This window comes from Tardiphaga sp., from assembly GCF_044340795.1.
Classification (GTDB): Bacteria; Pseudomonadota; Alphaproteobacteria; order Rhizobiales; family Xanthobacteraceae; genus Tardiphaga.
Genome location: NZ_JBIISY010000076.1, coordinates 1 through 26,116, shown reverse-complemented (window position 1 = coordinate 26,116; position 26,116 = coordinate 1). Strand labels below are relative to the sequence as shown.

Below are 26,116 nucleotides of genomic sequence, written 5' to 3'. Positions count from 1 at the left end.
GGCCTGTTTCTCGCGGCCCTGGTCACGCTCGTCGCCGGCTCCACGCTCGGCTGGCGCGGCATGTTCTTCCTCGGCATCCTCCCGGCGCTGCTGATCGCCTACTTGCGCATCAGCATTCCCGAACCGAAGCGCAAATCCGCGCACGATCTGCCAAAGCCGTCCTTCACCGCGCTGTTCAGCAAGGATCATGCGCGCACCACCTGGACTGCCGCGGCGCTGTTGTCCTGCATCATCTTCGGCCTGTGGTCGTCGAACTACTGGGCGCCGACGGCGATCATCACCAAACTCACCGCGGCCGGATCGACGCCCGTCGCCGCGCAGCAGATGGGCGCGATCTCCGGCCTCATCACCAATGTCGGCACGCTGATCGGCTGCCTCGTCGTGCCCTGGATCACCATGCGCTTCGCCAGCCGCCGCCGCACCGCCGTGCTGTTCTTTCTCGGCGCGCTGGTCTCCGTGGTGGTGAGCTATCAGATCGCGCTGGCCTGGCTCGACAGCCTCACGCTGTTCCTGGTGCTGCTGCCGATCCTCGGCTTCTTCACCAATGGCGTGTTCGGCCTGTTCACCATCTGGCTGCCCGAGATGTTTCCCTCGACCTTGCGCGGCGCCGGTTCAGGCTTTGCATTTTCCTTCGGCCGCATTCTCGGCGCCGCCGGCCCGACCCTGATCGGCGCACTGTCGGCTGCGACCGGCAGCTATCCGCTGGCGATCTCGCTGCTGTCGGCGATCTATCTCGTCGGCCTGCCATTCATCGCACTGGCGCCGGAAACGGCGAACAGGCCGCTGATGGAGTAGGGCGCGTAACGTGCACGATGTTCGCCGTCGTTTACTGGATCGCCCGGTCAAGCCGGGCGATGACAATTGAGCCCGACACCCGGCATCATTCCCGTCTCCACATGTCAAACAGCCACGTCCTGGAAAATTTCTCGCGCGCACGCGCCGTCCTTGTCGCGTTCGCGGCGCGAAGTGGACTTCCCTGGTTTCCCCCTCGGAAGATGAGGGGAATGACGCGCCAAGAAGCGCAATTTGGGTAGTCCATGCGATGTGCTCGGGCTGAAACGTCAGCCTCCACCCATCGCAACGCCTCTCGGCGCGCCATCACGGGATTTTGGGCTGGAGGACCGCTATGTCGCACACCGGCACGTCCCTTACTCCTTGCCGTAGCAAGTTTCCGAGCCGCTGATCCCGGCGGTTTCCCGCCGTTCGCCTGTGCCGTCGCAGCCGAACTATCGGCGCCCCCTCATAGTGGGGAGGTTCGGTGGCCCCCGGCCTCCCGAGTCCTGCTTGCGAGGCAGGCCGCGGGCTCCGTATCCTGCTCCACCACTCAAGACGCCCTCGAGAAGCGCCCCTCGTGAACAGGACGGGGAGAGGATAGGGCGTGTTAGGAATTTTGTCAATTCTTCGTTTGCGAGTGCGAGGAGGGCTCCATCAAATAATAAAGTCCGAGGTCAGCAGAACAAGCCAGTTCAACTAAATAGCATTTACGAGTGTTGCGGTGCCTAGTCTGAATCGTAGTAAGTTCTTCTAGGCAGAAATTTCGGCTGCTTTCACGACTCAAAAAAAATGGGGTGCATATGACCAAAGCCCTTTACGTGGCCTACCTTACTGGCGTTGCGGGGCAGAGTATCGGTCTCTTTTATATCGGTGGAGGAGTTCTAGCGGGGGTCGATGTCGCGACGATGCAATATAGCGGCTCATACACAACAAATCCCGACGGGAGTTTAGAAGGAGTCGTCGAGTATGTTTTGCCCGCTGGAGTCTCGCTTATTACCGGTGCACCGGCTGGTGTTGCTCCGACTCGAATCTCGACTAGTTTGAAATTCCCAGCAGACTTTGCCGATGGGCGCGTGATTACGATTGAAACTCCGCTCGGACCTGTGAATGCCAAATTTGAGAAACTGAAGGATATTACCGAATGAGCTGTCCTGATGGTTTTTGGTGTATGCAGTTTAAGGACTGGCTCAACGTAGCGATCCTCGTGATGACTGCCATTGCGATCGTTTTAGGTCCTATCGTTGCGGTGCAGCTTACACTTCGTTTCGAAGTTTCTCGAGAAAAGCTCAGGCGAAAATACAACACTTTTCATGCTTTGATGAAAACAAGGCGTGCTACGTTGTCATTGGATCATGTGAGCTCATTGAATGTCATTCAGACGGAGTTTCACGATGATGAAAAAGTTATCGCAGCTTACAAAAAGTACATTGATAACCTCGGTGGTCCTCCGTTGCCTCCCGGATCAAACGATGAATCTATCCGTCGATTTGTCGATCAGCGCGACGATGTCTTCAACGAGCTGATGTTTGAGATTGGGCGGCACCTTGGCTTCGCTCTCGATAAAAGGGAGTTAGCCAAGTATTCATATGCGCCTCAAGGTTGGGTAAACATGGAGGCCGAGCAAAATGCCATTCGTCAGCTCGCTGTCGAATTATTGTTGGGTAAGAGAGCCCTGCCGATCTCGCCTTTTCAACCCGATCCAGCGGCGGCGAAATTTCCTCCTCCACCTCATACTGCTTCGTCGAGTCCTGCTGGGACGTAAGAGTTTTTATCGATGAGGATTGTTAGTCAGCGGTGTGGGGGGCTACTCCCCATACCCCACACTCCAGCTCACCAGCACCGGCTTCACCGCCAGCAGCTTTGCGTCCGATGACGACAGCTTCTTCTCGCCGATCAGTCCCGCATGTTTCTTCGCGTCCAGCGCCATGCCGGGCGAGAAGCGGAGCGTCATGCCGCAGCCGCCGGGGAGGCTGGCGAGCTTGCCCTTGAGATCGACGACATAGCCGCCATAGTCCCATTCAAAGCCGTTCAGCCTGAACGGCTGGCCATTGATCTTCGCGACCTCGTCCAGCGTCATGCCGATGCGGATGCCTTCGGGGCCGGTCCAGGTCGACGGCGTCTTCACGCTCGCGGCCGAGAGACCGCTGCGCTTTTTGTCGTCATGCCATGTCACCTCCAAGCGCCTGGCCGGCTCCGAGCGATAGAGCACGCTGGCCTCGAAGGTCTCGCCCTCGGCGCCATCGACTTTCTGGATCGCCACGACCTGCGCACCAAACGCCTGCTGCAATCTTGCGTGCGATGACTCCTTCGCGAACGGGCCACTGCAAGCGATGGTCAGCGGCGGCGTGGCTGCGGGCTGTAGGGCTGGCTGTTGTGCTTGCGCGGATGTGAGGAAGGCGAGGACGAGGGCAGCGGATAGAGCGGTGGTGCGAAACGACATCGATGGGTCCCCGAAGTGGTATTTGCATCTGTCGCGCAAAGCGGTGCGCATGTTCAATTCAGACCATCATCATCGCGCGCTTTCGGGCAGTCTGCGCGTCAGTCGGGTTCGCTGCCGATGGGGAACAGCGAGCGCCACGGCGGGTGCGGAGGGTTCAGCCCCCGCCCGCCGTGGTCGCGCGATGTTGTGAAACGGAACCCATGGCTCCCATGCCGTGTCGCGTAGCCAGCGTGCTGCCGATGCAGTAACCTGTCCGCGTCCGATGGTCATCGCGGCAGGGGATTCATGGACGTCGATCATATCGCGCGGGCGCAGTTGCTCGAAGGGATCGAGGCGCTGGCCGGTGCACGCAGCATGGATGCGATCGTCGATGTCGTGCGCCGCTATGCCCGCGATATCGCCGGCGCCGACGGCATCACCGTGATCCTGCGCGATGGCGACTTCTGCCACTATGTGGCGGAAGATGCGGTGGGGCCGCTCTGGGTCGGCGGCATCTTTCCGATGGGCGACTGCGTTTCGGGCTGGGCGATGCTGAAGCGCGAGACCGTTGTGATCCCCGACATCTATCTCGATACGCGCGTGCCGCATGAAGTGTATCGGCCGACCTTCGTGCGCAGCATGGTGATGACGCCGGTGGGCGCGCCCGACGTGACCGCGGCGATCGGCGCCTATTGGGCGGAGATGTGGACGCCGTCGGAAGCGACCGTCGAGCGGCTGGAGACGCTGGCGCGCTGCGCGGCGATCGCCTTCGAACATGTGCGGCTGCTCGGCATGCTGCATGAGTCCAACCAGTCGCTGGAGCAGCGCGTCGATGCGCGCACCGCGGAGCTGCAGCAGCAGATCGACGAGCGCGACCGGCTGGAGGACACGCTGCGGCAGATGCAGCGGCTGGAGGCCGTCGGCCAGCTCACCTCGGGCGTGGCGCATGATTTCAACAATCTGCTCACGGTCATTCTCGGCAATCTCGAATTCCTGCAGCGCGACAGCAGCCATGCCGGCGATCCGAAATTCGGCCGCCGCGTCGCCAACATGAAAGCGGCGGCGGAGCGTGGCGCCAAGCTGACGGCGCAGCTGCTTGCCTTTTCGCGCCGGCAGCGGCTGGAAGCCAAACCGATCGATCTCAACGAGAGCGTCTCCAACATGCAGGACCTGCTGCGTTCCTCCATGGGCGGCAGCGTGCAGCTGGAGCTGGTGCTGCATCCGCAGCTGTGGCCGGCAATGGTCGACCAGACCCAGCTCGAACTGGTGATCCTCAACCTGGCGATCAATGCGCGCGATGCGATGCAGGTCGGCGGGGCGCTGGCGATCGAGACGGCGAATGCCGTGGTCGGCGCGCCCGAGCGGCCGGAGGAGCCGGCGGCGGGCGACTATGTCGTGGTGTCGGTGGCCGATACCGGCACCGGCATGTCCGACGCCGTGCTGACGCGGGCCTTCGAGCCGTTCTTCACCACGAAGGAAGTCGGCAAGGGCTCCGGGCTCGGCCTCGCGCAGGTCTATGGCTTTGCCAAGCAGTCCGGCGGCGGCGTGCGCATCGAGACGCGGATCGGCGAAGGCACGGTGGTGAAGGTCTATCTGCCGCGCGTGGTCGAGACCGCGCAGGCGGCGGCGCCTGTGGATGTCGCGGCCGCGCATGAACTGGTGCCAGGCTCGAAGCGCGTGCTTGTCATCGACGACGACAGCGCCGTGCGCGAGATCACGGTGTCGCTGCTGCAGCGCATGGGCTGCAGCGTGCAGGACGCCGGCAGCGGCGGCGCCGGGCTCGACCTGCTGGCGCGCTCGGATGCGGCATTCGACCTGGTGGTGCTGGATTATGCGATGCCGGGGATGAACGGTGCCGATGTGGCGCGCGCCATCGCCAAGGAATTTCCGACGCTGCCGGTGCTGTTCGTGACGGGCTATGCGGATCTCACCGCGCTGCGCGACATCGGCGAGGAGCGGATTGCGCAGAAGCCGTTCCATCAGCCGGATTTTGCGGCGAAGGTGAAGCGGCTGCTGGGCGTGGAGGCTGGCGGCAGCAATGTGGTGGCGCTGCGGCGGTGAGCGCTGCTATGCGGCGCGGGTCTGTGCGACCAGGGTGATGCCCAGTGCTTGCAGCACTTTAAGCACCGTCGCAAATTCAGGCTTCGCATCGCCGCCTAGTGCGCGATAGAGATTCTCACGCGATAGGCCCGTCTTCTCGGCGACATCCGTCATGCCTTGAGCGCGGGCGGCATTGCCGATCGCCTTTGCAATCAACGCAGGGTCTTCTGATTCAAATGCCCCGGTGAGATAGGTTGCGATCATCTCTGGGCTGTCGAGATACTCAGCCGCGTCGTAGAATTTCACGTTTGTCATGCTCTATCCTTCCATCCGCGCGCTAGCATTTTGGCGGTGGCAATGTCCTTGCGCTGAGAGCTTTTGTCGCCGCCGCAAAGCAGCAATATCAACTCTTCTCCGCGACGCGAGAAATACAGACGATAACCTGGGCCATAATGGATGCGCATCTCGCTGACGCCGTCGCCGACTGGCGCAACGTCGCCTGGATTTCCATCCTCGAGCCGGTCGATCCGTAACATGATACGCATACGGGCTTGGCGATCCCGCAGATCACCTAGCCAAACCGAGAATTCATCAGTCTCCTTGATGATCGGCATCTGTAGTTTATACGCTACAGACGCGTTTTCGTCAACGAGCGGCCGCTAACTCACTTCTTCTTCCACCCACCCCGACGCCCGGGCGCTCCGGCGCTTGACCGCGGCGCTGGTCCGAATTCCGGACCTGACTCCCGCGAATTGGTCGGCTGGAAGATCTTGCTCTCCATGCCTGGACCCATTTCATCCAGCGTCGGTTTTCGCGCCTTGCTGGCGAATTTTCCGCGGGCCTTGCCTTGCGCGGCCTTGTCGAGCTGCGCCGGCAGGTTGGCGGCGCTGCCGTATTTCTTCTCGCCTTTATACGCCCCACCGCGCGCGGCGACGCCGCGTTGCTTGATGGTGGGATCGTCGACGACGGCAAGCTCGGTGGCGCGCAGGCGTTTCACTTCATCGCGCAGGCGGGCGGCTTCCTCGAAATTCAGATCGGCCGCGGCCTCGCGCATCCGCACTTCGAGATCGGCAAGCACTGCCTCGAAATTATGGCCGATGGCGATGGCGTCGTCGGCCATGCCGCCACCACCGATATCGACCAGCACGCGATCGCCCTCATAGACGGAGCCGAGAATATCGCCGATCGACTTCTTGACGCTTTCCGGCGTGATGCCGTTGGCGACATTGTATTCGACCTGCTTTTCACGACGGCGCGTGGTTTCCGCCATCGCGCGCTCCATCGAGCCAGTGATCTGATCGGCATAGAGGATCACACGGCCATCGACGTTACGCGCGGCGCGGCCGATGGTCTGGATGAGCGATGTTTCCGAACGGAGGAAGCCTTCCTTGTCGGCATCGAGAATGGCGACGAGGGCACATTCGGGAATGTCGAGACCTTCGCGCAGCAGGTTGATGCCGACCAGCGCATCGAAGGCGCCGAGGCGGAGATCGCGGATGATCTCGATGCGCTCGATGGTGTCGATGTCGCTGTGCATGTAGCGCACGCGGATGCCCTGTTCGTGCAGGAACTCGGTGAGGTCTTCCGCCATGCGTTTGGTGAGCACGGTGATCAGCGAGCGATAGCCCGCGGCCGATGTGGCGCGGACTTCGCCGAGGAGATCATCCACCTGGGTGCGGGCCGGGCGGATATCGACGGGCGGATCGATCAGGCCGGTGGGGCGGATGACCTGCTCGGCAAACACGCCGCCGCTTTCCTGCAACTCCCAGCCCGACGGCGTCGCCGACACCGCGACGGTCTGCGGGCGCATCATGTCCCATTCTTCGAAACGAAGCGGGCGGTTGTCCATGCAGGAGGGCAGGCGGAAACCGTATTCCGCCAGCGTCGCCTTGCGCCGGAAGTCGCCTTTGAACATGCCGCCGATCTGCGGCACGGTGACATGGCTCTCGTCGGCGAAGACGAGGGCATTGTCGGGGACATATTCGAACAGGGTCGGTGGCGGCTCGCCGGGGCGACGGCCGGTGAGATAGCGCGAATAGTTCTCGATGCCGGCGCAGGAGCCGGTGGCTTCCATCATTTCGAGATCGAAGGTGGTGCGCTGTTCGAGGCGCTGGGCTTCGAGCAGGCGGCCCTGATTGTGCAGCTGTTCGAGCCGCCACTTCAGTTCGTCCTTGATGGACTTCATGGCCTGGATCAGCGTCGGCCGCGGTGTGACGTAATGCGAATTCGCATAGATCTTCACGAATTCAAGCTCGTCCTGCTTGTGGCCGGTGAGCGGGTCGAATTCCTCGATGCTCTCGACGGTGTCGCCGAACAGGTTCACGCGCCAGGCGCGGTCTTCGTAATGCGCCGGGAAGATGTCGATGACATCGCCGCGGACGCGAAACGTGCCACGGGTGAAGTCGTGCTGGGTGCGCTTGTATTGCAGTGCCACGAGATCGGCGATCAGCTGGCGCTGGTCGATGCGCTCGTTCTTCTTCAGCGCAAAGGTCATCGCCGTATAGGTCTCGACCGAGCCGATACCGTAGATGCAGGACACCGAGGCGACGATGATGACATCGTCGCGCTCCAGCAGCGCGCGCGTCGCGGAGTGGCGCATGCGGTCGATCTGTTCGTTGATCGACGAGTCCTTCTCGATATAGGTGTCGGTGCGGGGGACGTAGGCTTCCGGCTGGTAGTAGTCGTAGTAGCTGACAAAATATTCGACGGCGTTGTCGGGGAAGAAGTTCTTGAACTCGCCATAGAGCTGGGCGGCGAGCGTCTTGTTCGGCGCGAGGATGATGGCCGGGCGCTGCGTCGCCTCGATCACCTTGGCCATCGTGTAGGTCTTGCCGGAGCCGGTGACGCCGAGCAGCACCTGCGTGCGGTCGTTGCGGTCGATGCCTTCGACCAGCTCCTTGATGGCGGTGGGCTGGTCGCCTTTCGGCTCATAGGCGGATTTCAGCTCGAAGCGCACGCCGCCTTCGGACTTGTCCGGGCGCGGCGGGCGATGCGGCGTCCAGACATGGTCGCGGCCGTCCTGCTTGCGGAATTCCGGGCGGCCGTCGCGGATCAGCGCTTCCAGCGCATCGGCGGTCGCCTGCACGCCGAGCGCTTCCATCTTGTTGCGCGGCGGGCGCGCGGTCAGCGCTTCGGCGTCTTCCTCCTCGGTGGTGAAGCCGAGCTGTTTTGCGAGTTCGGGATCCAGTGTCGGGATCGAGGCCGAGGTGTTGTAGTTGGCTTGTGGTGCCTCCTCCAAACCTTTCTGCTCGCTCAGGCGCGGCGCATAGGGCGCGACCACCGGCTGCGGAAAGGGTTGCAGCGGCGTCGGGCGCATGCCCTGATCGCCCTCGAATTTCTTCGGCGTCGATTTGCGCGCGCGATGCACCGCGGCCTCGCCGCCGGAGCGGCGTTCGAAGGAATTGCTCGGCGGCGGCTGCAGGCCGGTGCCCGAGCCCATGCCGGCATCGCCGCGATTGATGGCGGGATTCAGCAGTTCCGCCAGTGCCGGCCCGATCGGCTTCACCTCCGGCCGCCCGGCACCGGGCTTGGCTTTCGGCGTCTTCGTTGATTTTGCGGGCTTTTTCGGAGTGTCGGGTTTCTTCGCCATGGCCGGAATATGGGGCGAGTCCCGGGATGATGAAAGGCCCCGCACCGGCAGAACGCGGCCTTGTCAGCCGGCGGCGATGCCGAACTGTTCCACCGAATAGCTGTAGCGCTGATCCGATGGCATCGCCGCATAGGCGGTCATGGTGCCGGCCTCGTAGCGGAAGTGCCAGGTCTGCTCGATCGCCGGTGTCGCCCGGGCAAAGCCGGCGGGATCGAGCAGCGCGAGATTGGCGCGATGATCGGGATCGCGGACGGATGTGTAGCGGATCAGCTGCGCATCGAGGCCGCGTGCCCGGGCGGCGAAATCCTGGCACGCGGTGTAGTCGGTCGGATCGCTCCAGGCGGAGGCATGCGCCACAAAGGGTTTGGCGGTGAGATCGAGCGCGCGGGTGATGGTCAGCGGCACGGTGAAGGCCGAATGCTCGACCGTGTTGCTCGGCGGCGTGAAGCCGGGGGAGCGCGAGAAGAACAGCAGCCGCCAATAGGCCGTCTCCGCAACGGCCGTGGTGATCTCCTCCGATGCGTAGAAGATGCCCGGCCGTTCGCGCGCACGGCGAAAGCGCGAGGATTTTGCGTAGCCGTAGCGGAACGGTGTGGCGAGCAGGTAGTGCAGGTGCCGCGCCGTGGCGGGCAGCGGAGGCTTGGCCTGGTCGACGAGACGTTCGAGCAATGCCTGATCGTCGGCATTCGCGGCGAGCCGGTTGGTCGAGATACGGTGTTGCGCTTCGACCATGCGCCACACGGTGCGATCATAGGCGATGAAGTGTCGGGCTTTCGGGATCATTACGCGGCGCGATCAGACTTGCGCGCGAAAATCGTCGACATAGTCGGTGACGTCGCTCAGGCCGCGAATGGTGCGGATCAGATCGATCGGTCGGCCACCGAGATCGAGATTGGCCGTGCGCAGCCAGGCCATGGCGCCGATGTCGTCGCTGCCCATCATGGCGTCCAGGCTGCGAAACAGGCGGACGAGATACTGCCCGAGCTCGAACGGCTTGCTGGCGGGCTCCAGCACGAAGGCGCCGGACCGCAGCCGCGAGGCGGTGGCCGGCGACAGGCCGAGGATGGCGCCGAGCTGGTCATTGGTCAGCTTCCACAGCGTCGCCACCCGGCTCACCGCCTCGGTGAGAACCCGGCATTCATCCTGGGCGAGGCTGAGCGGGGCAATGTTCATTCCCGTTCCTCAGATTGAAATACAACATAATCAATCATAGGAATGAAGGAGCGGTTTTGCAAGGGCGAGGGTCTACAACGCCCTCGCGGTGGTCCCCTTGAACAGGATCGGCCCGGTCGGCCGCCCGATCGGGGAGCCGCCTTCCGGTTCGAGGGTGATCTCGAACAGCTGATCGGCCACGGTTTCCGGCAGCGTGTTGAGATCGAGCTGCAGGGTGCGGGACTGGCCGGTGAGGCCGATGGATTTCGGTCCGATCGTGCGGTCCCACAGGGTCCAGATCTGCAGCGTGCGGCCGGCGGGGACGTCGATCGGGCGCAGCGGGATCAGTTCGACACGGCCGTTCGAGAAGGCGTTGACGATGGCGCCGGCTTCATGGGTCGTGTCGTTGACCAGCACGGCGACATAGACCGGCTTGCTCTGTGCCAGCGCGATCAGCTCGTTGCGGAGTTGCCGTGAGGTACCGAGAGCACCGATCAGGATCACGGCGAGCAGCAGGGCCGCGAAGGCGCTGCCGATGCCGGCGCCGCGCCAGAACCGGATATTGTGCCACAGCGTGGCGCCGCCAAGCGCCGCGCGCGCGCCGGGCAGCGGAATCACGGGCTTCAGTTTGGTGGACTCGGCGATGCGATCCCACAGGCCCGCGCTCGGCTCCAATGTTTCGGCAGTGGCATCGAGATCGGCCAGTCGCTCGCGCCAGACATTGACGGCTTTGGCAAAGGCGATGTCGGTCGTCATGCGCTGCTCGGCTGTGGCGAGCTCGGCGCCTTCCAGCAGGCCCATCACATAATCGGCGGCGAGATCGTCGTCGGGGCGTGCGGTGCTGTCGTGCATGCTCATCCCATGCACTCCTGCAGCGAGAACAGGCTGCGGCGGATCCAGCTCTTCACGGTGCCGAGCGGCACCTTGAGTTTGCCGGCGAGTTCGCCGTGGCTCATGCCGTGGACATAGGCCAGCACCACCACGTCGCGGCGCGGCCGGTCGATGCGCTCGAGGCATTTGCGCAGCGCGGATGTCTCCGGCATCTGCGTCATGGTCGCCTCGCAATCGATCTCTAGCGCACTGTCATCGGAGGCGTCATAGCGATGTTCGTTGCGGTGAATGCTGAGCGCGCGGTTGCGCACCACCGCATAGAGCCAGCCGCGCGCCGCGCCGCGATGTGGATCGAACGAGGCGGCGCTGCGCCAGATCCGCACGAAGGCGTCGTGCACGGCTTCTTCCGCCAGGTCCTGCCTGAACAGAATGCGCCGGGCGATGCCGATCATTTTCGGGGCTTCGCTGGCATAGATCATCTGCAGCGCGGCACGATCGCCCGCGGCACAGCGTGCGAGCGCAGCTGCGAGCTGGGCTTCGCGCGCGATGGTGTCGCTCGCATCGTCATCGCGCGATGCTTTGGTGATGGTGGCATTCCCGGTCATGTTCATGCTCTTGCATAGTCACTGTACCGTGGCTGTGCGGCATTTGGATGCACCGATGCGCGACACAGGCACGAAAATTATTTTCGGGCGCGTGCATCCGTTTGGTCGATGCGGCCGGTAGTCCCTGTATCGGTCCCGCCGGGATCGCGGAAACACAGGGAGCACTTCATGTCAGTTCGTACGCTTTTCGCCGCCTCCGCTGCATTGCTGATGACCACCGCCGCAGCCAATGCCGCGCAGGTGGCTGCTCTCGTTGGCGGCGACACAATCGCTATGGTCGATACCGTACAGAAGAAGGCCACGGGTTCCGTGAAGGTCACCGGTATTTCTGGCGCGCTGGTCGGCATCGATGTGCGTCCTGCCGATGGCATGCTCTATGGCCTGGTCGATGACGGAACCGTGGTGACCATTGCCAAGGATGGCAAGGCAACGGTGAAGTCCAAGCTCGACACCATGCTCACCAAGGGCGTCACCGCCACCGTCGACTTCAATCCCGTCGCCGATCGCCTGCGCGTAATGGGCTCGGACGGCATGAGCCTGCGCGCCAATGTGGATGACGGCAAGGTCACCAAGGACGGCGATCACAAATATGCCGAGACCGACATGCACAAGGGCGAGAAGCCAAATGTCATCGCCGGCGCCTATACCAATTCGGTGAAGGGCACCAAGGAGACCACGCTGTTCAACATCGACGGCACCATCGGCGCGCTGGTGAAGCAGGCACCGCCGAATGACGGCATTCTCGGCGCCGTCGGCAAGCTCGGCATCAAGCCGACTGCGGCTGCCTTCGATATCTGGTCGGACGGTACCAAGAACGAAGCATGGCTGATGTCGGGTGACACGCTGTATTCCGTCGACCTCGCCACCGGCAAGGCGACCGAAGCCGCGAAGATCTCTGGCGTCACCGGCAAGGTGACCGATATCGCGATCATGGGCATGTAATTCCGTCGATCGCCGTCATAAGGGACGAGGAGTGTCGCGTGCGCCATTGCGCGGCATTCGCTCGTTGCAGGGCCGCCCTGCAAAGGGTGGCAGCCGCGCGATTGACTTGGATCATGCGATCTGGCGAACTCGCCGCATCCCGCTTTTTCGCGGGCGCTCATCTCGTCATCAGCAGGACCGCCGTATGATCGATCTCTATTACTGGAGCACGCCGAACGGCCACAAGCTCACGATCTTTCTTGAAGAGACGGGGCTGCCCTACAAGGTGATCCCGGTGAATATCGGCAAGGGTGATCAGTTCAAGCCGGACTTCCTCGCCATCGCGCCGAACAACCGCATTCCCGCGCTGGTCGATCACGAGCCGAAGGGCGGCAGTAAGCCGATCTCGATTTTCGAATCCGGCGCGATGCTGGTCTATCTCGCCGAGAAGACGGGACAGTTCCTGTCGTCCGATCTCTATGCACGGTACGATGCGATCCAGTGGGTGTTCTGGCAGATGGGCGGGCTCGGGCCGATGGCCGGGCAGAACCATCACTTCCGCAACTATGCGCAGGAGAAGATCACCTACGCCATCGATCGTTATGTCAACGAGACCAACCGGCTCTATGGCGTACTCAACAAGCGCCTCGCCGATCGCGACTATATCGCGGGCGACTATTCGATCGCCGACATGGCGAGCTATCCGTGGATCGTGCCGTTCAAGAACCAGGGCCAGGACATCGACGACTTCCCGCATCTGAAGCACTGGCTGGAGCGGATCGCGCAGCGCCCCGCCGTACAGCGGGCTTATGCGATCGCGAAAGAGGTCAACCCGAATTTCGGCCAGGCGCCGGTGAAGACCGATGAGGAGCGCAAGATCCTGTTCGGACAAACGGCGCATGTGGTGAAGAGTTGACCGCACAGACCAGCTCTGTCTGTCATCCCCCGCGAAAGCGGGGGATCCAGTAGACATCGCAGCCACAGGCATAACACTTCTGCCCGCGTCTACTGGATCGCCCTGTCAAGCCGGGCGACGACAAGGGCGAGCGCAGCGGAAATTTTATCGGAGAACTTGATGACCCTGCAATTGTTCGAACTCGTCGGCACTGAAGACGATCGTCCGTTCAGCCCCTATTGCTGGCGCACGCGCATGGCGCTGGCGCATAAGGGACTGGAGGCGACCTCGATCCCGTGGCGCTTCACCGAAAAAGATGCGCTGACCGCGCACAAGTCCGAGAAGGTACCCGTGCTGCTCGATGGCGAGCGCGCGATCAATGATTCCTGGACCATCGCGACCTATCTCGAAGACACCTATCCGGATCGTCCATCGCTGTTCGGCGGCGAAGGCGGGCGCGCGATGGGGCGGATGATCAACTGGTGGGGCGATGCCGTGGTGATCCCCGGCATGGTGCCGATGATCCTGATGGATATTCATGACCATCTGCGTCCGGCCGATCAGGCCTATTTCCGGCAGTCGCGTGAAGCGCGTTTCAAGAAGACGCTGGAGGATGTCGCTGCCAATCGCGATCAGGATGTCCTGACATTTCGCAAGTCGCTCGATCCGCTGCGGCTCACGCTGCGGAGCCAGCCCTTTCTCGGCGGTGAACAGCCGAACTACGCCGATTACATCGTGTTCGGACCATTCCAATGGGCGCGGGCGATCTCCGGGTTCCAGTTGCTGCAGCCCGATGATCCCGTTTATGTCTGGCGCGGAAAACTGCTCGATGCATTTGGCGGCATGGCGCGGAAATCGGCAGGGTACAACGTCTAGACATCGTGCAACGGCGGCGGTTGTCGTTGGTTGTTTTTCCGGCAGGCCGGTTGCACTAGAATACCGCCGTTCATTCACGCGAATCTTTTTGGCAGGACGCCATGATTTCTCAGCCCAATGTCGACAGCGACACCACGATGTTCGACCTCGCCCCGGTCTCGCTGTGGATCGAGGATTTCAGCGAGGTCAAGGCGCTGTTCGAGCAGTGGCAGAAGCAGGGCGTCGACAACATCGAAACCTTCCTGCTCGCCAATCCCGAGCGCGTGCGGCAATGCTCGCAATCGATCCGCATTCTCAAGGTCAATCAGAAGACGCTGTCGCTGTTCGGCGCGCGTGATCTCAATCACCTGATGGTCAGCCTCGGGCTGGTGATGCGCGACGATACGTTCAAGAGCCATGTCTCGGAACTGTCGCAACTCTGGAGCGGCCAGACCACCTTCTCCAGCCACACCGTCAATTACACCCTGCAGGGTGAGCGTCTCGACGTGCAGCTGCATGGCCGGGTGCTGCCGGGCTACGAGGACAGCTGGAAGCGCGTGATGATTTCCATCGAGGATGTCACCGAGCGCGAAACCGCGCGACGCCGCCTGGCTGCGAGCGAGAATTATGCGTTCGGCCTGTTCGCGCATTCGCCGGTGTCGCTGTGGGTCGAGGATTTCAGCGGCGTCAAGCGCCTGATCGACGATGTGCGCGCGCGCGGCGTCGAGGATTTTCGGGTGTTCACGGATGTGCATGCAGAGTTCGTCGAGCGCTGCATGAGCGAAATCCGCGTGCTCGATGTCAATGGCCGCACGCTCGAGATGTTCTGCGCGCCGGACAAGCAGACCTTGCTGCTCAGCCTGTCCGATGTGTTCCGCGATGAAATGAGCGCGCATTTTCGCGAGCAGTTGGTCGACCTGTGGGAGGGACGGCTGTTCCAGCAGCGCGAGGTCGTGAACTATGCGCTCGATGGCACCAAGCTGCATCTTCTGCTGCAATTCTCGGTGCTGCCGGGCCATGAACGCGACTGGTCGCAGGTGCAGGTCGCGCTCACCGACATCACGGCGCGCAAGAAGGCGGAGGCCTATCTCGAATTTCTCGGCACCCATGACGTGCTGACGCGCATGTATAACCGCGCCTTCTTCACGGACGAGCTCAATCGGCTGGAGCGACGTCGCAAGAGCTCCAATCCCATCACCATCATCATCGCCGATCTCAACGGGCTGAAGGCGGCCAATGACACGCTGGGGCACAATGCCGGAGATGCGCTGCTGCGACGCGCAGGCGAGGTATTCTCGTCGCTGGTGGAGAAGCCGGCCACGGTCGCACGTGTCGGTGGCGACGAATTCGCCGTCGTTCTGCCGCTCACCGATGCGGTCGGCGGCGATGAGGTGCTGACCACGCTGGCGGAACTGGTCGAACTCAACAACCAGTATTATCCCGACACGTCCCTGACGATGTCGGTCGGGATGGCCACCAGCGCTGCCAATGAAACGCTGGAAGACGTGGTGAAGCGGGCGGACATCGAGATGCTGCAGGCCAAGCGCAGCTATTACGAGCAGCCGGAGCGCGATCGCCGCAGCCGGACGGCGCGCAATCTGTAACCTTTGTCAGACCGCGCGGCTGTGAACCGCCGTCGAGCGCGCCAGATGCGCATCGAAGGCGGAAGCCACGCTGCGAACCAGAAATTCGGCACCATGGCTGACGGACAGCCGGTCATCCAGCAGCATCACGGCGCCGTCCGCCACCAGACTATCGATGCGCGCGTGATCGACGATGGCTGAATCCGGGGCGCGGCCGTGCAGGCGCGCGACTTCCGGCAGATCCACCGCCATGTCGCACATGATGCGCTCGATCAGGTCGGCGCGGAAACGATCGTCCTCGGTGAGCAGATAGCCCCTCACCGTTGCCAGCCGGCCCTCGGCGATCCGCGCGAGATAGTCGCGCGTCGTGACCGCATTCTGCACGAAGCCCTGCGGTGTGCGGCCGATGGCGCTGGCGCCGAGGCCGATCAGGGTCGAGGCATTGTCATCCGTGTAGCCCTGAAAATTGCGATGCAGACGGCCGGCCTGCAAGGCGATGGCGAGCTTGTCTTCCGGCAGTGCGAAATGATCCAGGCCGATGCGGACATAGCCGGCCGCGATCAGGGCGTCGGCGATCGCTTCGGACTGCCGATGCCGCTCGGGGCTGTCGGGCAATGTCGCTTCCGCGATCTTGCGCTGATGCTTCTTGAAGGAGGGGATATGCGCATAGCCGAACACCGAGAAACGATCGGGGCGCAGTGCGATACATCGGGCAACCGTATCGAGGCACGAGTCCACGCTCTGCAGCGGCAGGCCATAGAGCAGGTCGAAGTTGACCTTGCCGACACCGGCTTGGCGGAGCGACTGCACGGCGTTCGCGGTCTGCTCGAAACCCTGCACGCGGTTGATCGCGCGCTGAACAGCGGGATCGAAACTCTGCACGCCGAGGCTGGCGCGATTGACGCCGCATTGGCCGAGTGCGTCCGCCATCGCGGCGGTCAAGGTGCGCGGATCGATCTCGACGGCGATCTCGGCATCGGGCAGCACGTCATAGGCAAAGCGCAGCGTGCCCATGAGGTCGACGAATAAGTCCGGCGACATGATCGTCGGCGTACCGCCGCCGAAGGCGATATGCGAGATCGGATGCCGATGGCCGATGGTCTCTGCCACGATCCCGGCTTCGCGGCGCAGGGCGGCCGTGTAGATGGCGATCGGCTCATCGCGCCTGGTCAGGGATGTGTGGCAGCCGCAATACCAGCACATGGCGCGGCAGAACGGGACATGGACATAGAGCGACGCCGGCTGCTGCGCCGGCAGTGCGGCCAGCCACTGGCGATAATGCGTGTCGGTGATCCCCGCGGAAAAATGCGGCGCTGTCGGATAGCTCGTATAGCGCGGCAGCCGGTCTTGCCCGTAGGATCTCGCCCAGTCCGATCGCATGGTGTTCGCCCTCGTGTCGAGGGCAAACTAGATCTGGTCGCGCGGCGGGGCTTTGCGATATCTCAATTGCTCGTCCGGATGACTATCCCTGTTTGCCCCGCATGTGTGCCTCGATCGCCAGTTCCGGGCTGCCGAAGCGTGAGCGATAGACCTGCAGGTTTTCCAGCACGCGCTGCACGTAATTGCGCGTCTCCGCATAGGGGATGCGCTCGACCCAGTCGACGACATCGACATTGGCCTGGCGGGGATCGCCATAGCGCTCGATCCACTGGCGCACGCGGCCGCGTCCGGCATTGTAGCCGACGAAAGCGAGCACGTGGTTGCCGTCATAGTCGCTGAGCAGATTGGCGATCTCCGCCGAGCCGAGCTGCAGGTTATAGGCGGGATCGTTGTGCAGGCGGTCATTGCTGAAGGTGAAGCCCATGCGCCGCGCCAGCGTCTGGCCGGCGGCGGGCGTCACCTGCATGTAGCCGGTGGCCATTGCGCCCGAGGTGATGCGCGGATTGAAGGCGCTCTCCGTGCGGGTGATGGCATAAACGAGGCTCTTGTCGGTCCTGGCGCCGATCGGCGAAAAGTCCGGCAGGCCGGTTGCCGGGAAGGCGTAGCTGTCGAAAGCAAGGCCGCGATTGAGCGCGGCGCGACCGACCGCCAGCATCGCGCCAGGATCACGGTGCTGCCTGGCGGACTCGGCGACCATCGCGAGCAAGGCAGTGTCGTTGGCGCGATGGAGATCGCCGACAAAGGGCACGACCAGGCGGCGATTGCCGGAGGCGTAGAGGATCTCGACCGCGCGCACGAGGTCGCGATTGGCGAGCGAGGCGCGTTGCGTCTGGCTCAAGGCTGGTGGCGTACGGAGCTTGGTGTTGCGGCAACCGATGCGGGCGCAGGCGAGCTGGCCGTAATAAGTGGTGCCATGCTGGGATGCGAGAGCGAAATGCTGCTGCGCGCCCTGACGGTTGCGGCCGGCTTCGGCCGCGCGGCCGAGCCAGTATTGCGCACGCGCCAGCGCGGTGGGGCCGCGGGTCAGGCCGGGGATTTCGTTGAAGTGGCGCGTTGCCGTCTGGTGATCGCGCAGGAAACGGAGCGCAATCCAGCCCGCCATGAAGGCGCGATCGACGCGGTAGGTCTCCTTCTCCGGCGCGGCATCATGTGCCACGCGATAGGCGAGCCGGGCCTTGCCGTCATCGAGCAGCGAGCGCACCAGCGCGCGGCGTTCGACCCACCAGATGTCGGGGCTGTTGATCACGCTCTGATCGCGCGGCGCGGTCAGCATCCGCTGTGCGGCTTCGCTGTCACGGCCGCTGCGGCGCAGCCACTGGATGCGGGTGAACTGATAGGCGGCATCGCTGCGCACATTGGCGGGCACGGCCGCAAGTAGCGCGGCGGCCTTCGGTTTCTTGCGGATCACCGCGGTGCGCGCGGAGACGATGGCGACTGCGCCGGGGCCAAGATGTTTGGCGGCACGCATGGCGGTGTCGAAATCATTGGCATAGAGCCGGCTGTGCATCCGCGCGGTGTGATCCGCCTTTGTCAGTCGGGCGCCGAAGAGTCGGAGCACCTCGGCTTCGGTGCTCGAGGAAAACCCTTCGCTGCGCCAGCCCGCGCTTGCATAGCGGGCTGCACGGGCATCGCCAACTGACGCGAGTGCGCGCGCCATCGCCAGTTGTCCGAGGGCGGAGCGAGGTTCACGTCCGGCGAAGAAGGTGCGCACCGTGGCGGCATCGGCGCGCTCGATCCAGAGCCGCGCTTCCGCGCGGCGCTCCATCAGCGTCATGCCCGGCCAGGTCGGATTGGCGTGGATGAAATTGGCATAGCGCGCGAATTCCGTGCCGCCATCGGAGCGCAGGATCACCCATTCGGCCAGTTTGCGGCCGAGCGGGTCACGGATGTGGTTGCGTGCTGAGGTCGCCGCATCGAGCTTGCCCGCGCCGGCCAGACGCGTCGCGTCCGACACCGCCTTCAGATCGTCGCGTGACAGCAGATGCTGGGCGGCATGCGACAGGCGCGCGTCGGCGAAGACAGCGATGGCGGCGAGACCGGCGGGAATGAGGGCGCGCCGAATGGAAACAGGCAGATGGATCACAGGGCTTTCCGATGCAGGCGGATGTCATCCGCACGTCTGGCTTTCGCTCAGAATCGACGGAAAACCTTCATGAAGTGCAAAGCATCCAGCGCTGCAACGCGGAGCAAGATGGCCATTCTGTAATGTAACGCGCTGTTTGGAAGATATGGCCGCGCATAGCGCGGCGACACGCAAGATTTTGCGGTGGTCCGTTCGCGCGCAGCGGCGATATGTCCCGACGCGATGTCTGCGTCAGTGAAGCCGGATCACGCAGATTTGGCGCGGGCATGTGCGGCTGCAGCTTCGCGCAGACAGTCGCGGCAGAGGCAATCACCGCCGGTGGTCGGCATCGGCAGCTTCGCGGGCTCCTCCGCGCACCAGCAATTGCCGGAGAGGTCGCAGCCGAATTCGGTGCCGCAGGCCGAGCAGATCAGGCGACGGCTCGGCGAGATGGTGCCGGGCAAGCTGTCGGCTCCTGTCGGATTTGTCATGCAAACGGCCTCAATTTCCGTGCGATCTTCATGTGGCATTCAGCTGCCGGACCCGCATATCCGGGGCAGATGATCGTCGCCACGGCTGCATCATAGGACGGCGACGCGTTAAGGAAAACCCGATGGCCCGCGACCCGCAAGGCGCGCTGATCGCTCTCAATCGTTTCGGTTTCGGCGCCCGCGGCGGCGCATCGGGCGATATCGTCAACGCCGCCTCCGATCCGCGCGGTTATGTGAAGGCGGAACTGCTGCGGCCGCAGGCGGCGATGCTGGAACTGCCGGGCCTGCAGGCGACGCCGGAACTCGCACAGGCGATGTTTGCCTATCAACTCGAAGTCAGGACGGCGCGGGAGGCGGCGGCCAAGGCAGCGCCTGCGGAGCCCGAGCAGAAGCCGGACGCTCCGGCGATGGTGGGCAACACGGCGATGACGGTGCAGCCCGATGCGCCGAAACCGCCGCCGGCCGCGATGCCGCAGAATGTGGTGCAGAAGACCTATCGCGCCGAGGCGCTGGCACGGATCCAGCGGGCGACCATCGCCGAAGGCGGCTTCGTCGAACGGCTGGTGGTGTTCTGGTCCAATCATTTCTGCATCTCCGCAAGCAAGGGCGAGCCGGCGCGGATGTGGGCGGGGTCGTTCGAGCGCGAGGCGATCCGACCGCATGTGCTGGGCAAATTCGCGGATATGCTGCGCGCGGTGGAGCAGCATCCGGCGATGCTGTTCTTGCTCGACAACCAGCAGTCCATCGGCCCGAATTCGCGCGCCAGTAAGAACCAGAAGCGGGGACTGAACGAGAACCTGGCGCGCGAGATCATGGAGCTGCATACGCTCGGCGTCGGTGGCGGCTATGGTCAGGCCGACGTGACATCGCTGGCGCGCATCATCACCGGCTGGACCTATGTGGGACGCGAGGGCCGGCTCGGTGCGCCCGGCACATTCGTCTTCAACGCCAATGCACATGAGCCGGGGCCACAGCCATTGCTCGGCAAGACCTATGAGGACACCGGCGTCGCGCAAGGCGAGGCGGCGCTGGCCGATATCGCGCGGCATCCATCGACGGCGAAATTCATCGCGCTGAAGCTCGCGCAACACTTTGTGGCGGATGCACCTCCGTCTGCACTGCTGGCGCGGCTGGAGAGCGTGTTCAGGAAGACCGATGGCGACCTGAAGGCCGTGGCGCTGGCGCTGCTGGATGCGAACGAGGCATGGCAGGCGCCGGTCACCAAGCTGCGCACGCCCTATGAATATCTCATCGCCACCGGTCGACTGCTGGCGCGCATACCCGAAGATCCCAATCGCTACTTCGCCGGCCTGCAGGCACTGGGCCAGCCGCTCTGGACGCCGGCGGGGCCGAATGGTTTTCCCGACAGCAATGCCGCCTGGGCTGTTCCGGAAGGCATGAAGCTGCGGCTCGATCTTGCCGCCCAGGTGTCGTCGCGCATCCCGGACAGTATCGATCCGCGCGAGCTGCTCGAGGTCGTCGCGGGCGAGGCCGCCTCGACGGAGACGCGCCAGACCGTGGCGCGCGCGGAGACGCGGCAGCAGGCGCTCGCATTGTTGCTGATGTCGCCGGAATTCCAGAGGAGATGACGATGGACTGTTGTGAAAGCCGCGCGCTCTCTCCAACACGCCGGTCGCTGCTGCTCTCGGGTGCTGCGTTCGCGGCCTGGGCTTACCTGCCGAAATTCGCGCGCGCTGCGGATAGCCGCGATCCACGATTGATCGTGGTGATCCTGCGTGGCGCGCTCGACGGTCTCGCGACGGTGGCGCCGCTGGGTGATCCCGATTATGCCGGGCTGCATGGATCGATCGCGCTCTCGAAGGACGGGCCGAATGCCGCCATCGGGCTCGATGGCTTCTTCGGCTTGCATCCGGCGATGCCGGAATTCGCCCGCATGTATCGCGACAAGCAGGCGGCCATCGTGCATGCGGTGGCAACGTCCTATCGCGAGCGTTCGCATTTCGATGGGCAGGATGTGCTGGAAAGCGGCTATCCCGGTCCCGGCCGCGTCCAGTCAGGCTGGCTCAACCGCGCCATCGAGGCGCTTCCGCGCGGCGAGCGGGTGACATCGGGTCTCGCGGTCGGGCCGACCACGCCGCTGGTGCTGCGTGGCGCCGCGCCGACGGTGGGCTGGTCGCCGGTCAACCTGCCGAATGCGGCGGATGATACGGCGATGCGGCTGCTGCAACTCTATCAGGATCGCGATCCCGCATTGGCGGGCGCGCTGTCGCAGGGGCTGAAGCTCGACAAGCTCGCGGTCGGCGGTGACATGAAGCCGAAAGGCGGCAATGCGATCACGGCGATGAAGCAGGTGGCGCGCGGCGCGGCGAAACTGATGGCGGCTGACGACGGCCCGCGCGTCGCGGCGCTGGCTTTCGATGGCTGGGACACCCATGCGCAGGAAGGCGGACCGGTCGGCCGGCTCGCGCAACTGCTCGGTGGGCTCGATGGGGCGCTGGCCGAATTCCAGAGCGGGCTCGGTGCGCATTGGCGCGATACGGTGGTGGTGGTCGCGACGGAATTCGGGCGGACTGCGAAAATCAATGGGACCGCCGGCACCGATCACGGCACCGGCACGATCGCGCTGCTGGCCGGTGGTGCGGTGAATGGCGGGCGGATCATTGCGGACTGGCCGGGGCTGGCCAATGGCAGGCTGCATGACGGCCGCGACCTTGCGCCGACGACGGATCTGCGCGCGGTGCTGAAGGGTGTGCTGCACGATCATCTCGGCATCGGCGAGCGCGTGCTGGCCGAGCGGGTGTTTCCGGACAGCGCGCTGGTGAAGCCGGTGAAGGGATTGGTGGGTTAATCCCTCCCCGGAGCGAAGCGACTGGGGAGGGTGGATCGAACGCGCAGCGTTCGAGACGGGTGGGGTCTATCCCCTCGCGCCGTCCTTTCGTGTGGAGAGACCCCACCCGTCTCGACGCTTGCTGAACGCTCGCATCGATCCACCCTCCCCACTGCGCCGCTACGCGGCTTGGGGGAGGGAGAAGAATTACAGCGTGATCTTGTCGATCTCCGCCATATCCTCTGCCGTCAGCTTCCAGCTTGCAGCCTTCACATTCTGCTCGATCTGCTCCACCCGCGTGGCGCCGGCGATGACGCTGGAGACCTGCGGCCGCGCGGCGAGCCACGAGAAGGCGAGTTCGAGCAGCGTGTGGCCGCGCGCCTGCGCGAACGCGTCGAGCTTCACCACCATCGCCTCGTTGCGCGGCGTGGCCGAGCGATCGCGCAAGGCGGGCGCCTTGGCAAAACGGCTGTCGGCGGGCGGCTCGGCGCCGGGTTTGTATTTGCCGGTGAGCAGGCCATTGGCGAGCGGGAAGAACGGCAGCAGGCCGAGATTGTATTGCTGCGCCGCCGGCAGCAGGTCCTTCTCGATGTCGCGGACCACGAGGCTGTATTCGTCCTGGCTCGACACGAAGGGCGTGACGCCCATCTGGCGCGCGGTGAATTCGGCCTCGGCGATGCGCCAGGCTGGGAAGTTGGAATGGCCGATGTAACGGACCTTGCCCTGGCGGACGAGATCGTCGAGCGCGCGCAGCGTTTCCTCGATGGGCGTGCGGTCGTCGAATTCGTGCTGCTGATAGAGATCGATGTAGTCGGTCTTCAGCCGCTTCAGGCTGGCTTCCACGGCATTGAAGATGTAGCGGCGCGAGGCGCCCTGCTTGGTGCCATCGGTGCTCATGGGCTTGGCGTATTTGGTGGCCAGCACGATGTCCTTGCGGCGGTCGCCGAGCACTTCACCCAGCACGGTCTCGGAGCCGCCCATGCCGGCATAGATGTCGGCGGTGTCGAACAGCGTGATGCCGAGATCGATGGCCTTGTGGATCACCTTTCGCGATGTTTCGAGGTCGGTGCGCTGGCCGAAATTGTTGCAGCCGAGACCGACGGCCGAGACGCGCAGGCCGGAGCGGCCGAGATTGCGGATTTCCATGGGGGATCCTTCCGACTGTCATCCCGGCGAACGCCGGGATCCATAAGCTCCGATTGTGTAGTTGAAACGCAATGCCGCGGCTACGGCGTTTCAAGCATAGCTTCGGTGTGTATGGATCCCGGCGTTCGCCGGGATGACAAGGATCAGGCGATCGCCGTCGCTGGTTCTGCAACCGGCTCGGCCACGGGCTGCGCCGCTTTCTTCGGGGGGCCGGCGCGGAGCGCGGCCGTCGTCATCTGGCGCACGGCATTTTCCGCGTGGCGTGCGATCTGTTTGCGGTCGGCGGACATGTCGTAGGCCACGGCTTCGCCCCAGGTGACGGTGACGTCGATCGCGCCGGAGGTGAGGATGCCGACGAGATGCGGGACCAGATCGACATCGCCATACCAGGCGATCCGCTCATGCAGCGCGCGGCCGACCGGCAAGCCGCCGAAGCCGACATAGGCCAGCGACATCGGCTGCACCATGACCTTGTCGTGATGCGTGGATTCGCCGAGCGCATGATGCACCGAGCCGACAAGGGCCGACCGGAATGGCAGCACGCGGATGCCGTCGCTCGACGTCCCCTCGGCAAACAGCACCACGGCATCGCCGGACACCATGCGGTCGCCGATCTCGCGCGCGGTGGTGCCGGTGGTCTGGCGGCGCTCGCGTTCGACGAAGATCGTGCGCTGCATCTTCGCGAGCCAGCCGAACAGCGGCCATTTGGCGATCTCGCTCTTGGCGACGAAGACCACCGGCGTCTTCGCGCCGATGACGAGGATGTCGAGCCAGGAGGCATGATTGGAGAGGATCAGGAGCGGCGCGGTCTTGCTACGCTCGCCGACCTCGTGGATGCGGATGCCGATCACCGCGCAGAGCACGGTATGGAAGATGTGGGGGATGACCTGCTGCAGACGCCAGCCGAACGCGATGCTGACGAGCTGCAGCGGCGCGAGCACCAGGATCATCGTGAGCATCGAAAGGGCGACGGCGACGAGACGGATCATGGGCTGCTTATACCGATGGGGGCTGTCGCAGGCAAAACCAACAAAAGTCAAAAAGAAGCGGTCCCGGTCAGCGCGGCAACTGACGGAGACCGCTGGGGAAACAGCCCGTCGGCGACGGGGGGAAGCGACCGGCTGCGGGAAAAACCTAACTGCGCCGGATGACGCCGCCATGACAACTTTAACGATCCACAGGCTGCAACCGCTGCTTATTCAGCCGCGTCCAATCGGCTGCGGAAGACATCGCTGCCGCGCAGGGCGACGTAGTAGTCGCGGTTGGCGCGGTCGTCGTCGTGGCGGATCAGGTCGGTGACCGGCGTGTAGCTGAGCATCCGGCCGCCATCGGGCAGCACGGTGCAGCTAAGGCGCAGCACGCGGCCGCTGGCGAGGCGCAGCGTTTCGGGAGCCGGGTTGCCGCCGCGGATCTGCTCGATGCGGCGGGCGATGAAGTGATCAATTTCATCGGGCGGGATGGTGTAGGCGTGGGTGTCACGGGCGTGATACATCAGCGCGATCAGCGGTGGCTTGCTATCGGCCTTGGCATCGGGCAGGGCGAAGTAGTCACGAAACGCGCGATTGATGAATTCGGCGCGGGTGTCGGCATTCAGCAGCACGATGCCGATATCGATACGGTCCAGCGCGGCGGTGAGGCGTTCGGCCGTGGCGTGCTGCTCGGCGGTACGTAGCCTTGCGGCGCGGCGCTGGCGATGCAAGCGGACGGCCAGCGTGAGCCCAACGGCCGCGATCACGATGATTGCGGTCTCAATTCCCGGATCGAGAAACATGCGCCAGTCGATCTGCATCGGGAGCTACCCGTGTCCGTACAGAGGTATTAATCGCACAGTGACGTCTCGTTGCGCCAGAGCCCACATTTTCCCAGCACCATTGCTAAAGCGGTGTGGATGACGGCAGCGGCATTTTCCCTGTGTTCGTTTCAAATGCTATCGAGCTTGCTGGAACCGGCCGACACCGCCGGATGTTAGCGCCGCGCTCTGACAAGGATACCCGCCGAATGCCCTTCACCATCTCGCCGCTGCTGCTGCCGATCCTGATGCTGCTGGCCTCCAACATCTTCATGACCTTTGCTTGGTACGGGCATCTGAAGTTCAAGGAAGCGTCGCTGCCGCTCATCATCATGGTGAGCTGGGGCATTGCCTTCTTCGAATACTGGCTGGCGGTGCCGGCCAACCGCTGGGGCAGCGAGGTCTATAACGCCGCGCAGCTGAAGACGATGCAGGAAGTCATCACGCTGGTCGTGTTTGCCGCGTTTTCGGTGTTGTATCTGAAGGAGCCGCTGGGCTGGAATCACGCGCTGGGTTTTGCATTCATCGCGCTCGGGGCGTTTTTCATTTTTCACAAGTGGTGAGCGAGCGTGTTCACCCAGCCTTGTCGTCGCCCGGCTTGACCGGGCGATCCAGTAGACACTGCTGCTGGTGATGATCGCCGTTGCCGGTGCTTACTGGCTTGCCCGCGTTCGCGGGCAATGACAGTGGAGCGGCAGGCCTCACTTCCCTGCGGGCGTAATCCGCAGCAACCGTCCCGACGAACTATCCGTCAGCAGCCACAACGCGCCATCCGGCCCCTGGCGCACATCGCGAA

The 26,116-nt window shown here is 63.8% G+C and carries 26 protein-coding genes; 11 read left to right on the top strand and 15 right to left on the bottom strand.

Annotated features, from left to right (window positions below):
- From ACIQ17_RS14495 to ACIQ17_RS14485, 3 genes are all read left to right on the top strand, one after another.
- Positions 1 to 795: MFS transporter (locus ACIQ17_RS14495; RefSeq protein ID WP_398469750.1), on the top strand; the 795-nt coding region annotated here is incomplete at its 5' end.
- Between the two features lie 779 nt (positions 796 to 1,574).
- A complete protein-coding gene (locus ACIQ17_RS14490; protein WP_398469749.1) occupies positions 1,575 to 1,919 on the top strand; it encodes a hypothetical protein in 345 nt (114 codons plus the stop codon).
- Positions 1,916 to 2,536, top strand: a complete 621-nt coding sequence (locus tag ACIQ17_RS14485) for a DUF6680 family protein (RefSeq protein WP_398469748.1) — start codon at positions 1,916 to 1,918, stop codon at positions 2,534 to 2,536. Before ACIQ17_RS14490 ends, ACIQ17_RS14485 begins: the two co-directional genes overlap by 4 nt.
- Before the next feature lie 42 nt (positions 2,537 to 2,578).
- Here ACIQ17_RS14485 and ACIQ17_RS14480 read toward each other — a convergent pair whose 3' ends face one another.
- Positions 2,579 to 3,214 (bottom strand): hypothetical protein, encoded by a 636-nt coding sequence (locus tag ACIQ17_RS14480; protein ID WP_398469747.1) that lies wholly within the window; start codon positions 3,212 to 3,214, stop codon positions 2,579 to 2,581.
- 285 nt (positions 3,215 to 3,499) lie between these two features.
- On the opposite strand from ACIQ17_RS14480, the gene ACIQ17_RS14475 reads away from it, so the two are divergent.
- Positions 3,500 to 5,254 (top strand): response regulator, encoded by a 1,755-nt coding sequence (locus tag ACIQ17_RS14475; protein ID WP_398469746.1) that lies wholly within the window; start codon positions 3,500 to 3,502, stop codon positions 5,252 to 5,254.
- A 6-nt stretch (positions 5,255 to 5,260) separates the two neighbouring features.
- Here the strand turns inward: ACIQ17_RS14475 and ACIQ17_RS14470 are convergent, their stop codons facing one another.
- The 7 genes from ACIQ17_RS14470 to ACIQ17_RS14440 form a co-directional block, all read right to left on the bottom strand.
- Entirely contained in the window at positions 5,261 to 5,548 is a 288-nt protein-coding gene (locus ACIQ17_RS14470) for an addiction module antidote protein (RefSeq protein WP_398469745.1), read from the bottom strand.
- Positions 5,545 to 5,847: a type II toxin-antitoxin system RelE/ParE family toxin gene (locus tag ACIQ17_RS14465; RefSeq protein ID WP_398469744.1), complete on the bottom strand. Its 303-nt coding sequence runs from the start codon at positions 5,845 to 5,847 to the stop codon at positions 5,545 to 5,547. The genes ACIQ17_RS14470 and ACIQ17_RS14465 overlap by 4 nt, the downstream gene beginning before the upstream one ends.
- A gap of 50 nt (positions 5,848 to 5,897) precedes the next feature.
- Entirely contained in the window at positions 5,898 to 8,822 is a 2,925-nt protein-coding gene (uvrB, locus tag ACIQ17_RS14460; protein ID WP_398469743.1) for an excinuclease ABC subunit UvrB, read from the bottom strand.
- A 63-nt stretch (positions 8,823 to 8,885) separates the two neighbouring features.
- Complete coding sequence (locus ACIQ17_RS14455; protein WP_398469742.1) at positions 8,886 to 9,605, bottom strand: RES family NAD+ phosphorylase; 720 nt, start codon at positions 9,603 to 9,605, stop codon at positions 8,886 to 8,888.
- A gap of 12 nt (positions 9,606 to 9,617) precedes the next feature.
- The gene (locus ACIQ17_RS14450) at positions 9,618 to 9,995 is read right to left on the bottom strand and encodes an antitoxin Xre-like helix-turn-helix domain-containing protein (RefSeq protein ID WP_398469741.1); all 378 of its coding nucleotides are present in this window, start codon (positions 9,993 to 9,995) and stop codon (positions 9,618 to 9,620) included.
- Positions 9,996 to 10,067: 72 nt separating this feature from the next.
- Complete coding sequence (locus ACIQ17_RS14445; RefSeq protein WP_398469740.1) at positions 10,068 to 10,832, bottom strand: anti-sigma factor domain-containing protein; 765 nt, start codon at positions 10,830 to 10,832, stop codon at positions 10,068 to 10,070.
- Positions 10,829 to 11,410 (bottom strand): sigma-70 family RNA polymerase sigma factor, encoded by a 582-nt coding sequence (locus ACIQ17_RS14440; protein ID WP_398469739.1) that lies wholly within the window; start codon positions 11,408 to 11,410, stop codon positions 10,829 to 10,831. Before ACIQ17_RS14440 ends, ACIQ17_RS14445 begins: the two co-directional genes overlap by 4 nt.
- A 168-nt stretch (positions 11,411 to 11,578) precedes the next feature.
- Here ACIQ17_RS14440 and ACIQ17_RS14435 point away from each other — a divergent pair, with 168 nt between their 5' ends.
- From ACIQ17_RS14435 to ACIQ17_RS14420, 4 genes are all read left to right on the top strand, one after another.
- Positions 11,579 to 12,352 carry a DUF4394 domain-containing protein gene (locus tag ACIQ17_RS14435; protein WP_398469738.1) on the top strand — a complete coding sequence of 258 codons (774 nt, stop codon included), beginning with the start codon at positions 11,579 to 11,581 and terminating at the stop codon, positions 12,350 to 12,352.
- Positions 12,353 to 12,536: 184 nt separating this feature from the next.
- Positions 12,537 to 13,247 carry a glutathione binding-like protein gene (locus ACIQ17_RS14430; protein WP_398469737.1) on the top strand — a complete coding sequence of 237 codons (711 nt, stop codon included), beginning with the start codon at positions 12,537 to 12,539 and terminating at the stop codon, positions 13,245 to 13,247.
- Between the two features lie 159 nt (positions 13,248 to 13,406).
- Positions 13,407 to 14,102: a glutathione S-transferase family protein gene (locus tag ACIQ17_RS14425; RefSeq protein ID WP_398469736.1), complete on the top strand. Its 696-nt coding sequence runs from the start codon at positions 13,407 to 13,409 to the stop codon at positions 14,100 to 14,102.
- 101 nt (positions 14,103 to 14,203) lie between these two features.
- On the top strand, positions 14,204 to 15,685 hold the full coding sequence (locus ACIQ17_RS14420; RefSeq protein ID WP_398469735.1) for a diguanylate cyclase domain-containing protein: 1,482 nt from the start codon (positions 14,204 to 14,206) through the stop codon (positions 15,683 to 15,685).
- A gap of 6 nt (positions 15,686 to 15,691) precedes the next feature.
- Here ACIQ17_RS14420 and hemN read toward each other — a convergent pair whose 3' ends face one another.
- The 3 genes from hemN to ACIQ17_RS14405 all read right to left on the bottom strand — a co-directional run bounded on the left by hemN (position 15,692) and on the right by ACIQ17_RS14405 (position 19,597).
- On the bottom strand, positions 15,692 to 17,044 hold the full coding sequence (hemN, locus tag ACIQ17_RS14415; protein WP_398469734.1) for an oxygen-independent coproporphyrinogen III oxidase: 1,353 nt from the start codon (positions 17,042 to 17,044) through the stop codon (positions 15,692 to 15,694).
- 82 nt (positions 17,045 to 17,126) lie between these two features.
- Positions 17,127 to 19,127, bottom strand: a complete 2,001-nt coding sequence (locus ACIQ17_RS14410) for a lytic transglycosylase domain-containing protein (protein ID WP_398469732.1) — start codon at positions 19,125 to 19,127, stop codon at positions 17,127 to 17,129.
- A gap of 245 nt (positions 19,128 to 19,372) precedes the next feature.
- Positions 19,373 to 19,597 (bottom strand): hypothetical protein, encoded by a 225-nt coding sequence (locus tag ACIQ17_RS14405; protein WP_398469730.1) that lies wholly within the window; start codon positions 19,595 to 19,597, stop codon positions 19,373 to 19,375.
- A 122-nt stretch (positions 19,598 to 19,719) separates the two neighbouring features.
- Between ACIQ17_RS14405 and ACIQ17_RS14400 the strand changes: the two genes are divergently transcribed.
- Both ACIQ17_RS14400 and ACIQ17_RS14395 read left to right on the top strand, forming a co-directional pair.
- The gene (locus ACIQ17_RS14400) at positions 19,720 to 21,186 is read left to right on the top strand and encodes a DUF1800 domain-containing protein (protein WP_398469728.1); all 1,467 of its coding nucleotides are present in this window, start codon (positions 19,720 to 19,722) and stop codon (positions 21,184 to 21,186) included.
- On the top strand, positions 21,183 to 22,406 hold the full coding sequence (locus ACIQ17_RS14395) for a DUF1501 domain-containing protein (RefSeq protein ID WP_398469726.1): 1,224 nt from the start codon (positions 21,183 to 21,185) through the stop codon (positions 22,404 to 22,406). Before ACIQ17_RS14400 ends, ACIQ17_RS14395 begins: the two co-directional genes overlap by 4 nt.
- A 186-nt stretch (positions 22,407 to 22,592) precedes the next feature.
- Here ACIQ17_RS14395 and ACIQ17_RS14390 read toward each other — a convergent pair whose 3' ends face one another.
- From ACIQ17_RS14390 to ACIQ17_RS14380, 3 genes are all read right to left on the bottom strand, one after another.
- Complete coding sequence (locus ACIQ17_RS14390; RefSeq protein WP_398469724.1) at positions 22,593 to 23,531, bottom strand: aldo/keto reductase; 939 nt, start codon at positions 23,529 to 23,531, stop codon at positions 22,593 to 22,595.
- Between the two features lie 143 nt (positions 23,532 to 23,674).
- A complete protein-coding gene (locus ACIQ17_RS14385; RefSeq protein WP_398469722.1) occupies positions 23,675 to 24,520 on the bottom strand; it encodes a lysophospholipid acyltransferase family protein in 846 nt (281 codons plus the stop codon).
- A 206-nt stretch (positions 24,521 to 24,726) separates the two neighbouring features.
- Positions 24,727 to 25,320, bottom strand: coding sequence for a PAS-domain containing protein (locus ACIQ17_RS14380; protein WP_398469720.1), 594 nt, complete (start codon positions 25,318 to 25,320; stop codon positions 24,727 to 24,729).
- A 209-nt stretch (positions 25,321 to 25,529) separates the two neighbouring features.
- Between ACIQ17_RS14380 and ACIQ17_RS14375 the strand changes: the two genes are divergently transcribed.
- Positions 25,530 to 25,883: a DMT family protein gene (locus ACIQ17_RS14375; RefSeq protein WP_398469718.1), complete on the top strand. Its 354-nt coding sequence runs from the start codon at positions 25,530 to 25,532 to the stop codon at positions 25,881 to 25,883.
- A gap of 138 nt (positions 25,884 to 26,021) precedes the next feature.
- Here ACIQ17_RS14375 and ACIQ17_RS14370 read toward each other — a convergent pair.
- Positions 26,022 to 26,116, bottom strand: a 95-nt coding sequence (locus ACIQ17_RS14370; protein WP_398469751.1) for a PQQ-dependent sugar dehydrogenase, incomplete at its 5' end; no start/stop codon positions are given.